The 13,713-nt window shown below is 39.1% G+C and carries 14 protein-coding genes; 6 read left to right on the forward strand and 8 right to left on the reverse strand.

Features of this window, described 5'->3' with window-relative positions; translation table 11 throughout:
• Window positions 1–30: 30 nt before the first annotated feature.
• Window positions 31–675: a ParA family protein gene (locus PJ15_RS10185; protein ID WP_004775966.1), complete on the reverse strand. Its 645-nt coding sequence runs from the start codon at window positions 673–675 to the stop codon at window positions 31–33.
• Between the two features lie 130 nt (window positions 676–805).
• Here PJ15_RS10185 and PJ15_RS10190 point away from each other — a divergent pair, with 130 nt between their 5' ends.
• Entirely contained in the window at window positions 806–1,273 is a 468-nt protein-coding gene (locus PJ15_RS10190) for a Holliday junction resolvase-like protein (RefSeq protein WP_004775965.1), read from the forward strand.
• Here the strand turns inward: PJ15_RS10190 and PJ15_RS10195 are convergent.
• Window positions 1,270–1,905, reverse strand: a complete 636-nt coding sequence (locus PJ15_RS10195; RefSeq protein WP_047430414.1) for a class I SAM-dependent methyltransferase — start codon at window positions 1,903–1,905, stop codon at window positions 1,270–1,272. The two genes, PJ15_RS10190 and PJ15_RS10195, sit on opposite strands and share 4 nt — an antisense overlap.
• A 167-nt stretch (window positions 1,906–2,072) precedes the next feature.
• Between PJ15_RS10195 and PJ15_RS10200 the strand changes: the two genes are divergently transcribed.
• Window positions 2,073–2,636, forward strand: coding sequence for a hypothetical protein (locus PJ15_RS10200; protein ID WP_004775961.1), 564 nt, complete (start codon window positions 2,073–2,075; stop codon window positions 2,634–2,636).
• Between the two features lie 61 nt (window positions 2,637–2,697).
• Here the strand turns inward: PJ15_RS10200 and PJ15_RS10205 are convergent, their stop codons facing one another.
• Window positions 2,698–3,258: a hypothetical protein gene (locus PJ15_RS10205; protein WP_047430416.1), complete on the reverse strand. Its 561-nt coding sequence runs from the start codon at window positions 3,256–3,258 to the stop codon at window positions 2,698–2,700.
• 19 nt (window positions 3,259–3,277) lie between these two features.
• Window positions 3,278–4,057, reverse strand: coding sequence for a class I SAM-dependent methyltransferase (locus PJ15_RS10210; protein ID WP_047430419.1), 780 nt, complete (start codon window positions 4,055–4,057; stop codon window positions 3,278–3,280).
• A 121-nt stretch (window positions 4,058–4,178) separates the two neighbouring features.
• On the opposite strand from PJ15_RS10210, the gene PJ15_RS10215 reads away from it, so the two are divergent.
• The gene (locus PJ15_RS10215) at window positions 4,179–5,453 is read left to right on the forward strand and encodes a hypothetical protein (protein ID WP_047430680.1); all 1,275 of its coding nucleotides are present in this window, start codon (window positions 4,179–4,181) and stop codon (window positions 5,451–5,453) included.
• Between the two features lie 61 nt (window positions 5,454–5,514).
• On the opposite strand, the gene PJ15_RS10220 is transcribed toward PJ15_RS10215, so the two are convergent.
• A complete protein-coding gene (locus PJ15_RS10220; protein ID WP_005259875.1) occupies window positions 5,515–6,129 on the reverse strand; it encodes a hypothetical protein in 615 nt (204 codons plus the stop codon).
• A 562-nt stretch (window positions 6,130–6,691) separates the two neighbouring features.
• Between PJ15_RS10220 and PJ15_RS10225 the strand changes: the two genes are divergently transcribed.
• Both PJ15_RS10225 and PJ15_RS10230 read left to right on the forward strand, forming a co-directional pair.
• Window positions 6,692–6,988, forward strand: coding sequence for a hypothetical protein (locus PJ15_RS10225; protein ID WP_047430422.1), 297 nt, complete (start codon window positions 6,692–6,694; stop codon window positions 6,986–6,988).
• Window positions 6,989–7,059: 71 nt separating this feature from the next.
• A complete protein-coding gene (locus tag PJ15_RS10230) occupies window positions 7,060–8,406 on the forward strand; it encodes a S8 family peptidase (protein WP_047430426.1) in 1,347 nt (448 codons plus the stop codon).
• Between the two features lie 96 nt (window positions 8,407–8,502).
• Here the strand turns inward: PJ15_RS10230 and PJ15_RS10235 are convergent, their stop codons facing one another.
• Window positions 8,503–8,907, reverse strand: coding sequence for a hypothetical protein (locus tag PJ15_RS10235; RefSeq protein WP_047430429.1), 405 nt, complete (start codon window positions 8,905–8,907; stop codon window positions 8,503–8,505).
• Window positions 8,908–9,145: 238 nt separating this feature from the next.
• Between PJ15_RS10235 and PJ15_RS10240 the strand changes: the two genes are divergently transcribed.
• A complete protein-coding gene (locus PJ15_RS10240) occupies window positions 9,146–10,642 on the forward strand; it encodes a flavin-containing monooxygenase (RefSeq protein WP_047430432.1) in 1,497 nt (498 codons plus the stop codon).
• A gap of 50 nt (window positions 10,643–10,692) precedes the next feature.
• Here PJ15_RS10240 and PJ15_RS10245 read toward each other — a convergent pair whose 3' ends face one another.
• Both PJ15_RS10245 and PJ15_RS10250 read right to left on the reverse strand, forming a co-directional pair.
• Window positions 10,693–11,112 (reverse strand): hypothetical protein, encoded by a 420-nt coding sequence (locus tag PJ15_RS10245; protein WP_047430433.1) that lies wholly within the window; start codon window positions 11,110–11,112, stop codon window positions 10,693–10,695.
• Window positions 11,113–11,209: 97 nt separating this feature from the next.
• Entirely contained in the window at window positions 11,210–13,651 is a 2,442-nt protein-coding gene (locus PJ15_RS10250) for a P-loop NTPase fold protein (protein ID WP_047430436.1), read from the reverse strand.
• Between the last annotated feature and the right edge of the window lie 62 nt (window positions 13,652–13,713).

The raw sequence follows: 13,713 nt of genomic DNA on the forward strand, positions 1-13,713 counted from the left end.
TTCCATCCAGTTAGGATGGAGCAAGTCATTTTAGAACCATTCGCTTGGATCATCGACTAACTGGTTTAACACCGGTTGCCACTGGCTTTGGATACTGACAAAGTTTTTCTGGGTTTTATCAAAAATACTCAGGCCTTGCATGGCTAAGCTGCCATAGGCAGTACGTTCTGAAATCCATGCCACAGGTTCCTGTTCAATCTTGTTAAAGAAGTCCTGAATGTCTTTAGAGCTAGAACTGTTCGGTTTAACCCGATTGGCAATCAGCAGGATTTGTACCTTACCTTTACGAATACGCTTAATGTCTTGTAAATGCTTGAGGAAACGACGGGTACTATCAATATCAAAGAACGAAGGTTGCAGTGGTGTGACGATTGCATGCGCTTCACTGACCAGTTGTTCTGCATGCTCACCTGACAGGGCGCCGGGCGCATCAATAATTAAATAATCCAGATTTTTCGGTGCTTCACCAATTGATTTTTCATGTCGCCAATCCAGACTTTGAATGCCTGTCACGGTATCTGGACGCTGCTTTAACCATTGCAAAGATGATTTCTGATTATCGGCATCGGCCAACGCGACCTTATAGCCTTTTTGTGATAGTGCGGCAGCGAGCGTGATCGCTGTCATGGTCTTACCACAGCCACCTTTTTGATTTGCGATTAATATTGTCTTCATGAAATTAGATTTATTTAACTAGGCTCTCGTATTCAACTATACCTTAGCATCTTTTTGCGTCGAGTGTGTTACACATGACAAAAGTTTAATGTTGCAGTTAAATAGCTGCATTCAGGAAAAGGAATGTGTTATGTCGGTTTGGCTTGCAATGTTGATTGGTGGTTGTATTGGGGTTGTGATCACCACCATTATTCTGTCGAGTACCCGCAACGGTCGTGTGCAGGCAGAGTATGAAAAATATATTGCCGAGCTGGAGCTGGAACATAAACAGGCTTTGCTGGATGCGCAGAAGCGAAGTGTCAATACCAGTCGTGCGGTCTTAAAAGGGAAAATGGCGGAACAATTTGCGCCGATCTTGCCCGAGTTCCAGTATTTACCCAGTGATGCCAAATTCCTTGGTGATCCAGTCGATTATGTGGTGTTTGATGGTTATACCGATTTCCGAGATGGCGATGGAACTGCCGAAGATATCGAAGTAATTCTACTAGATATTAAAAGTGGTGGTGCACGCTTAAGCAAGGGACAGCAGGCCATTGCTCAAGCGGTACGTGAAGGGCGGATTCGTTTTGAAACCCTTAGAATCGATTTTGAAGACTAAAGCGAGATCTCTAATTTTTGTACCCGCGCCAATAACATCTTTTGTGCAATTGCAGGGATGCCTTCGGCATCAAAATATTGTTTTTCTATAAATTTAAATTTGGCTTGTAATAGATGTCGTTCAATATCGCGATTGAGGTGGCAACCATCTGCAATACGTTTCTGGATAGGGGTGAGTAAAGTCTGCAAGGACTGTATTTTCGCAGAGTCTGGATGTTTGACATGCTCAACCAGATGGAGGGTTCCCGTCGGTTTAAGCACACGATAGATTTCTGTAAGGGCCTGATCAAGTTGCGTAATACTACACAAAGTCCAGGTTGAGACCACATGATCCAGAGACGCATCTGCAAAGGGAAGTTTCTCTGCGCTAGATTGCACATGTTTGATAAAGAACGGCGCATGTTGTACCCGTTCAACCGCAAGCAGATAAATATCTGGATTGGGCTCCAAGGCATACAGCGTATCGACATTGCCATAGAAAGGAATATTCAGACCTGTACCAAAACCAATTTCGAGTATGTCTCCTTCAATCGGTAACAATAATTCACGACGTCGATCCATCAGACTCGCAGTTTGCATGACCTGATTAAGTAAGTGAGGAAATATATGACGCTGGTAAAATTGGTAAATCATGGAAATCCATTCGTTGATTCAAAAATAAAAGTAGGGTGACTGCACCACAAAAATATGACTAAAGTGAGTTTGATTGTTACTAAAAAAAGCACTTTTTTTCACCATCTAAGCATACTATGAAGAGAAGTGCTTTTCTAAGTTTTTCGTTATTTGAGGATGATTGAGCCATGAAAAAACGTCTGTTGATGAGTTTATGCATGGTTGTTGCAATTGGGCAGACACATGCATCGACCAGTGGGGAAGAATACAATATTGCCAATGGTTTAGCGCCCGTTGTGAAATATCAATCGATTTCGGTACTGAAGCCTTTTGATGGGAACTTCCGTATTCTCGGTTCAAAAGTCTATCATGACGATGAGCAAGCCAAATTTTCTCCGATTGATTATGCGGTCAGTTTAGGACTTTTTGCTGACCCTCAAATTGCGCGGACGATTGATGTTCAACAGTATGACCGTTACCTGAACTGGAAAATGAAAACATTACCTGTTCCACCCGATCAGGCCATCAAAATGGTATCGAATATGCACATTATTCCTGCCAATCCAGAAATTGCCAAACAGATTAAACAAGTGAAGCGTGGTGATCTGGTGCAGTTAAAAGGCGAACTGGTCGAAATTCGTGATAAAGATCTGGTGTGGAAATCATCGCTTACCCCAGGTGGTGTGGGCGATGGTGCGTGTGAATTGTTCCGCGTCAGTTCAATTCAGTGGATTGAGAAACAGAATATTTAACTTGATTGCTGTATTTAAATAAAAAAGAGGACGCGAAATCCCTCTTTTTTATGCATATAAATTATTCTTCCTGTACCTTGGTTTCAGCAGTCTGTGTGCTTCTCCAGTGATGTAACTGGCTTTGTGCATGTAGATATTCATTGAGCTGATTAACTTGCTGCTTGCTATCCGCTGTTGAAGTATTGGCCTTTTCTAAAACTTTAGCCTGCTGTTCCCAATAATCATAAAGCAAGCCTTGAATATAACGGCCTTGCTCGGTTTTTAGTTCCAGATCTTTTAACATAGACAGGGCAGATTTGACATTGTCCTTCTGGCGTTGTTGTTCAAATTCTGGCGTTAATGTATTGGCTTCTTTCATCTTCGCCAATTCCATTTCCATGCTATCGCTCATGTCGGTAAAACGACGGTCATAGTCATCCAGTATTGCAATATCGTGACCATCATCTGCGGTCGCAGGGAACTGTTTGATTGGCGTCTGGTTTAATTGACCAATCGCATCATTGGCAGAACTGCTTTGCTGCTCTTGTTGGGCAGTCGGTTGTTTATCTTTATTACATGCGCTCAAGAGCAGGGCTGAACTGAGCATACATGTCAGGGCAAATGTGGTTTTAATACTAGGCATGGATCAACTCGATAAATATTTAGTTTGCAGCTTTCTGAAAATGATAAGCAAAAGTGGTATAGGGGAAATCAATCTGATCTTGCGCAGTTAAGCCTGTAAAATCAAATACAATTTGTTCGAACTTTGCTTTTAACTGTTGTTGTTCTGCGACAGGCATGGCGGCAATAAAGCTGGTCGACAACAGACGCTTACTCACCACTTGCTCTACCGTGCCATGATGTTTTTGCTGAAAGGTCTGCAATTCAACAAAGTTAAATAGTTGCTGATGCTCAAACACCTGTTTCCATAACTCACTGTGATAACGTGGCGTATCACCTTCTAAAGGTGCAATTTCATCCGCCAGTGCTTGAACCCAATCAACCGTTGTGTCGCGTTGATTCCAGATCAGCCCTAAATGTCCCGATGGAGCGAGCACCCGATGCATTTCAGTTAATGTTTCAATATTCGCAAACCAGTGGAATGACTGGGCACACAAAATGGCATCAATTGAAGCATCTGCCAGCGGTAATTGATCGCTGGAAGCCTGAATACATTTCACCTGTGGATGGCTGTGCTGAAGCTGTTGTAACATTTCAGCGACAGGCTCAACTGCAATCACTTTTGCCTTGCTCTGTAACAGGTAGGGTAAGAATTTGCCAGTCCCCGAACCAAGGTCAATAACAGTGGAATTTTCACCTATTTGGAGGCGATCTTGCAGCCAAATGGCAATATCTTGCGGGTAACTGGGACGAACCTGCTGGTACAGTTCGGCACCTAAACTAAAGCCTTTTTGAGCGGCTGGGTGTAAGGATTGTGTCATCTTTTGCGCTTTTTAATCTGTCTTATCTCTATAAAATAAGATACTCCGCAATTATGGTTTGGCAAAGCCACCATTTGGTGACTTTTTGCTACAGACCTTGGATCAATTTTTCAGTGTGAGCATGGATAAGCAAATCGTATTTGAAGACGAACATATTCGCGTTATTTTTCTAAAAGGTTCAAGTAACACTTTAGTGGTTTCGTTCGGCGATTTAATTAGTCGCGCCAAAGGAATGTCCATTAATGCTGAAAAATCATTAATAAAATATCAATACAACGTCCTTGGCATTATGCCAAAACAAAAATCATGGTTTCCTAAAAGCAGCATGCTTCAAATGCAGCAACAGATTTTGCCAATTTTGCAGCAATTCAAAGAAATTGTGGGCTATGGCGGGTCAATGGGTGGCTATGCTGCGATTAAATATTCCAACCTGTTGAATATGCAAAAAGTGGTGGCTTTTGTCCCACAATATTCAATTGATCCAGATGTCGTTCAAGATCGCCGTTATGCAGAGTTTTTTGATGCAAGTATTCATCAAGACATGCAGATTCAGGCCGATGAAGTGGATGCATCACGTGAATACATTATTGTTTACGACCCCTATTTTGCCGAAGATAAAGAGCATTTCTTAAAGATTCAGCCTTTATTGCCGAATATGCATGTCATTCATTTGCCATTTACTGGTCATGAGGCACTTTCGGTTTTGGCAAGTTCGCAATTGCTCAATGATTTTGTCGAAAAACCTTTTGAAATTACTTATTTCTACAAGCGTGTCCGGGAAGTTAAAAAGCAAAGTAAATTCTATTATCGTCATGTGCTGGATGCCTTGTTGGCAAGACATCATCATGCCTTATTAAAGATTTTAGAAAATAATGAGTTTGAACTGGATGAACGCTATTTTGATGCGATCATGAAGCAAAAGCTGGTTCAGCAATTATTTAATCTTAAGCAGGGCACAGAACAGAACCTGCATAAGCTCGGGATTCAGCCGCATTTCGTGCAACAGGCAGGCAGTTCAAAGCCAACCGTCATGACGGCTCAGGAGACCTGTCTGGTCTTTAATCTGGTGAGCTTAAAACTAGAGAGTTATCGTCCAGATACGCTTGCAGCCAATCTGAACTATCTTGTTCCGTTAAACGTCACAGCCAATGCATTGGTGGAACTTGAACTGAATAATGAAAATTATTTATTGACCATGAATGACCGTGGTATTCACAAGCTGGTAAAAGTCGGCGAAGCCTTGGCTTTAGACCAGTCGCCACTGGTGTTTAAACGCTATGCAGAGTTTTGTAGCATCAGTTATAAGCAACTGACACTAAGCTGTGATGAACAGGGATTCAGTCATTTTGTTGAAAATAATGTGGATGAGCAGACCAAGCTACAGTTATGTAACTAGATCTTTTCCATAAAAAAGCCCTTTGCATTGCAAAGGGCTTTTTTAGAACGGACTTAAAGAATTAGTTTGCACCAATTTTTGCGTTGGTATTTACATTGGCATTCACGCCTAGAACTTTCACACCGACATTTGCACCTGTTTGAAGGCCTTTCTTATCTGCATTCAAGCCAGTTTGGGCATTCACACCAGAAGTTTTACCATTCACCTGCGCTTGCGCATTGGTTTGCGCACCTAAATTTAACGATTTAGGTTGGTTAGATGCTTTTTTGTCTTCAATACGTTTTTTGACATTTGCAGTGGTATCGGCTGCAAACTCTTTACCATCAACGGCTTTATCTACTGCATAATCTTTTGTATTTTTAACTGCTTCACCAGTTTTGTTCACGACATGTGAACCAATATGGGTCGCTGTTCCAACAGTTTTTTGAGTGGCTGTTACGCCCGTATTTACAGCGGCATGTCCTACATTATGTGCAGTATGACCTACGCCTTGTGCCACGTGACCTACACCTTGAGCAGTATTTTTTACTGCGCCAGTCACACCCTTAAGCAAGCCACCAGATTGAACATTGACTTGAGCTGAGCCATTCGCGTTTACCTCAGCGCTCTGTGCAAAAACAGAAGCAGAAGCGAGGATACTTGTTGTCACGATAGCTGTTTTGATCATTTTTTTCATTGCGATTTCCTTAGCGATGTACCGTAAAGTGGTACTTCATTAACGCCATTGCATCATAGCGAGCTAAAAAGTAGAAATGTGTGATTTTCATCAAAAATTACAACCAGATTACAGCTCAAACACACTTTAGATAGAAATTGTGAAGATTGATTACGGGAATAAAAACATGAAAAATATAGTTTTTATATGAATTTAAATAATTGTAAATATTGGTGTTTATTTAATTTTTAGAATAATAATTTAGCAAGTTATGAACAGTTATTCTAAATTTATTCCATAGTTTAGAATAATAAATATACAAATTAAGGATATCTAAATAATATAAAAAAGATTAAAAAATGAGAAGAAGCACAACTTATTCATGTTTGAACATGCTTCGTCGGCATAATAATTTTTATCTTTAAGGAGCTTTATTTTTTATCCTTCATCTGTTGATGGAGGGCATCTGTTGTTTTTATTTGAAGACTAAAAAGGGAGTGGCAGTTAGTTTCTAAAGAATAATTGTATTAAATAGAAGAAGTAAAAGCCAAATCTTGGCGAGTATGAGGCGCTGGAGAACAGAATGAAAAAGATGGCAGCATTTTTACTGGTTTTAATTGGACTCGGTATGGTGGCGATGTATTTACAGCCAACCAAGTCAATGGTGAATACAACGGTTTATCAAGAGCGTCCGAGTCATTCGGAAACAACCCAAATACAAGAAATGGAGGTAAAAACCAAGCAAGCAACCAATTCAACGCTAGACAACCTATCGGATACTTCTCAACAAGAACCAGAATTTTATGACACGAAAAGTGATCCTTCGCTACAGCCGATTGATCCAGCGACTGATCCTGCAAACGAAATTAAACAGCTTTAAATCATCAGGGTTTCTTTTTAAGAAACCAGACAATAAAACCATTCTTAATTTGAGAATGATGGAGATGAAAAGTGAACAATAAAATTTTAATATTTATCGGTTTATCTGTTTTTTGTATAACGACAACCTCTGCTGCAACACTCAACTCTGCTCAGCTTAAACAGCGATTCAGCGCTGCTGCTGTCAACAAAATTACCCAAGGAAAAATTGATATTAATGCATTGGTGAGCAATGAATCGAATGACTTAATTATTGAATATGATCTCAATACTGAAAATACGCTGTCAGATCCAGCACAGCGAGATTTTATTGAGGATAGTAAAAATCGGTTTAAAAATAGATGGATCAGAACCGCAGGTTTTCAGACGTTGCGAGAATTTAATGGTTTGCCTTTGGGTTTATACCGGATTCAAAATCGTGAAACTCTAGCCCAAATTTTAAATGACCCTATGGTAAAAGGGGTGTATCCCAACCGTAGAAATACGGCCACCACGATTGAAAGTTTAGCTTTAATTAACCAGCCGCAAGCGGCAAACAATGGTTTTACAGGTGCGGGAACCAGCGTGGCAGTGATTGATACAGGTGTGAATTATAAGTATGCTGACTTTGGCTGTACTGCGGTCAATACACCTGCTTCAAGCTGTCGGGTTGTCTATAGTTTTGATAGTGCACCGAATGATAATCAACTCGACAATGATGGACATGGCAGTAATGTTTCAGGCATTGTGGCAAAAGTAGCACCTCAAACCAAGATTATTGGTATTGATGCGTTTCGAACAGTTGTGACCAATGGGCAGCAACAGAATATAGCTTATGACAGTGATATTCTGGCTGGATTGAATTGGACGGTCAATAATGCAAGAACTTATAACATTAAAGCGGTTAACCTGAGTTTAAGTGTTCCTGGACGTAAATATACGTCTGAATGCCGCAATAGTAGTTATAGTACCGCTTTTTCCAGAGCACGGAATGCGGGTGTCATTCCAGTCGTTGCTGCGGGGAATGATGCTTATGCTGATGGTATTGCTTCGCCTGCATGTGTGACTGGTGCAGTACGGGTCGGTGCAGTTTATGATTCGAATCTAGGAGCAGTCAAGGCAACCGTATGCAATGATGCAACCACTCAGGCTGACCAAATTGCTTGCTTTAGTAATGGTGGCTCTCTGGTCACACTTGTTGCGCCGGGCGCGATGATTACAGCAGGCGGTTATCGGATGGGAGGAACATCACAAGCCACCCCTCATGTCGCGGGCGCAATTGCTGTATTGCGGGCAAATAATGTAAGACCATCAGAAACCATTAACCAGAGCATTAACCGTTTAAAAGCAACAGGTAAAACTGTCAGGGATGCACGAACAGGTTTAATTTTTCCACGTCTCGATTTACTCGCGGCAACCAATGGACTCAGTCTGAATTAAGCTTATTTTTAAGCTAAAGATTGATCCCAAGCATAGTTTAAAAGCCATCACTCGTTACAGCTCGTAGTCATCAATGTAACGAGTTTTTTTATGAGTTTAATGACACTGTGCCAGATTATTCGCACTGAAATTACTTTGCAGTTTCTTGAAATTTGCCTGTACAGCAGGATCATCAATGTCAAAAGCTGTTGAGGTATTGGCTGAAACAAGCGTGGTATGTTGGGTCGATGAACTCGCTGAAATTAATCCTGAATGGTTAAAGGTCCAGTGCTCTATCGCTTGCCCACCATCGAAATAACCCGTGAATTCAATAACGCAATTTTTGTCCTGTTTCATCAGTTTCGCAATATTGCCTTCTGTTGTTGGAGAAGCACCAATATTTTTAACCTGTTCCAGACTTTGCGCTGAACTTGGATTCGGAGTCTGAAAAGTGGAACAAGCTGTGAAACTCATTCCACCAAATATCGAAATAAAAATAATTTTAAATGGGCGACGCATCATGGGCAAAATTCCAGTCCTATGAAATTATCATTTTAGTGTGTGGTCTAGGGGCGTGAAGTTCAAGGCATGTTTTGAGATAACACTGTAAATTTTAAGCTTATTTTTTTAAATAAATCCAATAGAAATGCTACTTAGCAAATTGTGTCAGAAATGACCAGATAAAAGACCTGTCTTGATAATGAACATGCGGAGGGTTAATGCCATAGTGTTGTCGATATAAAAAGAGGGAAAAGAGCGCATGAATATGAAATCGAAAGCTATACCGTTTCATCGGGTCATTGTCATTGGTGGTGGTTTTGCGGGATTAGGGGCCGCGATCAAACTGAAAGAAGCAGGCATTCATGATTTTATCTTGCTTGAGAAAGCGGATGAGCTGGGTGGCGTATGGCGTGAAAATACTTATCCTGGTTGTGCCTGTGATGTGCCTTCGGCGTTGTATTCCTATTCTTTTGAACCGAATCCTTCGTGGAGTCGAGTGTTCGCTGGACAGGCTGAAATCAAACAATATTTGCAAAATACCGCCCAAAAATATCAGGTATTGCCGCATGTCTATTTTCAGCATGAGGCATTGGCTGCAAGCTGGTCAGATCAACAACAATGCTGGATTGTGCGTACCAATCAAGGCGAGTTTCATGCGCAGTTTGCGATTATGGCGTGTGGCCCGATGCATGAGCCTGTCATTCCTGATGTGAATGGATTAAAAGATTTTAAAGGGGAAATTTTCCATTCTTCGCGTTGGCGGCATGATCTGGATTTAACTGGAAAACGCGTGGCTGTGATAGGTACGGGCGCATCTGCCATTCAGTTTATTCCCCAGATTCAACCTTTAGTAAAGCAACTGACAGTCTTTCAACGAACACCACACTGGGTTTTGCCGAAGTCGGATATGCCTTTGCCTCGTCCGATCCAGACAGTTTTTAAATATCTACCTGTGGCTCAATCGCTTATGCGCGGTTCGGTATACGGCATTTTTGAGACGCTGAATGGCGGGTTGCAAAGTAATGCAGCGATGCAGCAAGTACAACGTATCGCTGAATTTCACATTAAACAGGGAATTAAAGATGCTGAATTACGCCGTAAAGTTACGCCGAATTATGTGATTGGTTGCAAGCGTATTCTCCAGTCCAATGAATGGTATCCTGCTTTGGCACAACCGAATGTTGAAGTGGTGGCTGCTGGCCTAAGTGAAGTTAAAGGCAATCGATTATTTGCCAGTGATGGTCGTAGCGTAGAGGCAGATGTCATTATTCTCGGGACAGGTTTTGAAGTGGCTGAACCACCAATTGCCCAACGCGTCTTTAACCGTCATGGTCAAAGCATGTCAGAGGTTTGGCAGGGCAGTCCAGAAGGTTATATGGGAACGATGGTGGCTGACTGTCCAAATGGATTTTTGATGTTTGGGCCAAATATTGCGGTGAGTTCTTCGGCTTTTATCATTATCGAAGCGCAACTTGCCTATATTATTGATGCGCTCAAACAGGCGATTCAACAAAATATTCAAACCATTGAACCCGATCCTGTGCGGATGGCTCAGTTTAATCAACGTGTGCAAGACGCTTTAAAAACCACGGTCTGGAATAAAGGTGGCTGTCAGAGTTATTTCATTGATCGTAATGGACGTAACAGTACGGTATGGCCGTGGACAACGTTTAAGATGCGCCAGCAACTCAGTCATTTTAATTTAAATGAATACCTGATTGATCGTCAGGTCGAACCACAGACCGAGCCTGTTTAAGCTAAAGCAAGATGGAAAAAAACCTCTAGTATCTAGCTAGAGGTTTTTGTTTAATTTGATGAAGGTTGACTGAGTCCAGCACGCTCAATTGGAACATTTCCTTCATTGGTCCCGACGACTGCATCTTTAGTATCTTGCCATTTTTTAGCCGTAAATTGTTTGGCTTTCTCTGCTTGTGTTTGAACAACTTCAGATTGTTCTTCAGTATATTTCTTGGTGTCTTGCCATCTTTCACTGATCTTTTGAGATGTGTTTTCAGATGCACCTTGAATTGAGTTGCCTAAGTTTTGCATGCCTTTACCTGTTTTATAAAGTAATACACGACCGATACTTGGGTTGTCGCCATAAGGCATCGCTTTTTCAGGTTCTGCATTCGAAGCAGTTGTTGTGGTGGTTGCTGTATCTGCTGCCCAGAGAGAAGACGAGGTAACAAAAACTAATGTTAGGAAAAAAAACTTATAATTAAGCATGTTGTTTTTGCTCCTTAAGAGAAAATATATTCACTTATATTCTTAATTTATCCTAATATAAGAAATATGCATTTTGTTAGTTTTAGTAATTATAAAATCACTTTTTAGGATAATTTCGTATAGCGCTTTGCATAGCATATTCACAATTTGAATAAAAACCATCCTTTTGCTCTTTTAAAGGATGGGTAAGCCATATAGGATCTAGTTTTCGGTGGTTGGCTTCTATTAATAATGGTTCATATAAATTTTCCATATAATTATAGAAGCACTTAGCACGCTCTATCCTTAATTCGAGTTTATGAATAATATCTCGTTCACTTGAGATAGTTGTACTAAGTCTTTTCATATGGTCCCAAACTTCTTTATTCGAAATAAACGTATCCATCAAAATATTCTCTATAAATGTTAAATCGCCAAGAAGAATTTTTATGACGTGTCCACCTAAGCGACTCGGATAAAAGCTACTAGTCATATCTGCATTTTTATGTGACCTAGTATGAATAAAACGAAGAGAACATAAGCTTGTTAAAACTGAAAGTGTTATTTCTTCTTTAAAACCAATTTGGGTTAAGTTATAGGCTATATCTGAAGCAGTAATAAATTCGGAACCAGTTGTAGAATGTTGTTTAACTAATGCTGCTAGTATAAAAAGTCTTAATAATTCGCTATTGTTTTGATTGAGTTTTGAGTCTAGTGGATTGCCGATAACAGAGTAATTTTCATCGTATACAGATCTATTACCTAGTAATATGGATCTAAATGCTTCATGGACAGGTAAGCGATATTCTTTACCACTCTGATAAAAATTTATTGCTTTACCTGGATCAGTGTAACCATTAGAAAGAAATTCTCGGGTCATTCTTAATGCTAAACGTACATCATGATTTGATAAAACATCTATACGATTGCCTATTTCAGTTCCTAATACGGAGCTTTTAGTTAATCGTATGAAGTCAGCTAGATTATTTACTTCAAAATTTGCTCCATTAAGAGTTTTAAAGGCTCCCTTTTTTCTTTCCAAGAGTTGCTCAGTTAAATTAAATCTTTTAGAGATGACGGAAGGGATTGGTGGTGGTTCAATTAGAATAGGGTCAAAATCAAAAGCATCAAATGTAGGTGAACTTCTATGATTAACATAGGTTGATTCACGCATTGCTATAATTAAATTAATATTTAATTTTCCCGCAAAAGCAATAGCATCTGAAAAAATATCAGATTGAATAGTATCAGATTCGAATTGATCAACATTGTCAATTACAACAAAAACAGGCGAAATCTGAGTATAGTATTTTAATATTTTATCTATATATGCAATTTTGTTTTCATAGTCAGCATATATTTTTTCAGAAATTTTTTCTTGAAGTTTATCTGGAGAATTAGCAATTAGGAAAAGAGGTCCTTTTTTTAAACTATCAATTTCTTGTTTATAAGCTTTTGAAACTACTTTTTCATAACTGTTTAATATATGGTTCTCAGTCTCTGTAATTGTTTGGAAGATATTGTTGTAAATAAAATCTAGTGGTATTTGATTTTGAGAAAAATTTCGAAAGTCTATTTTTATCCATTGGGGGGGATTAGGTAACTTTTCATTGAAAAATTCTTTGGCTGAAATTTTGTGTGTGTATTCAATAAATGTGGTTTTACCTGAACCTACACTGCCAAGTATAAGTATTGCTAGAGGCCTATTTAAATTAGTAGATGCTTTAATTTTTTCTCTAAAACTATTTGATTCTTTCGAGCGCATAGGTCGTAAAGATTTAGAAAATAAAGACTCTTTTTTTTGCAAATGCATTTGTATTTTTTGATCAAATTTCTGCCGATCATTTGTAGATACATAACACTTTTCTAATAATTCGGGGTTTTCATTAATTAAAGAATCAGAAAATGCAACGGTTACCTCTTTATCTATTAATGGAAAAACTGGGTTTGTTTGATTTGTTGTTCCTGCAAAGATTTTGTTAAGCCGTCTAATTTCAATTTGATCTTCACTTCTACCAATGAGTTCTATTTTAAGATTCTCATCTATAAAACCTTCTCTGGATAATAGTTTGTAAAAATAATCAAACCTTTCATTTAGAGCATCATCAATATTATGAAAAATTATTGCAGATGATTCTGAAAAACTTACACCGTCTATCCTTGAAGCTGGAAAAATAATCCATTGATCGCCATTTGTTACAATCGCAAAAGGTATTCCCATTTTTCTACAATAATCTCTAGCCTGAATAATAGCATCACCTATCTCATCTTTTACAAGCGTCGAATTTAATTTTGATAATGTGTTTTTAGGAAGCTGAAATCTTATACTTATTCTTTTCGCTTCTATAAGCATGGAACTATTTGCATTTTTTATAATATAATCAGCATATTTTGTAATACCATCTTCTTGTACCTTTTCTTCGTAGCAGATATCTAATACATTCCATCCTAGGATTTTTTCTAGTATTTGATCTATAATTTTTCTACGGGTTTCAGCTTCATTGCTTGAATTCACTTTGAGTGATGCAACGCTTGTTTTTATTTCTTCTTTAATGTTCATGTCATTTATAAAAAAACCTATTATCGAAAAAGATAATAGGTTTTTAAAATTTATACAAGTGT

The organism is Acinetobacter sp. neg1 (assembly GCF_000788125.1).
GTDB classification, from domain to species: domain Bacteria; phylum Pseudomonadota; class Gammaproteobacteria; order Pseudomonadales; family Moraxellaceae; genus Acinetobacter; species Acinetobacter vivianii.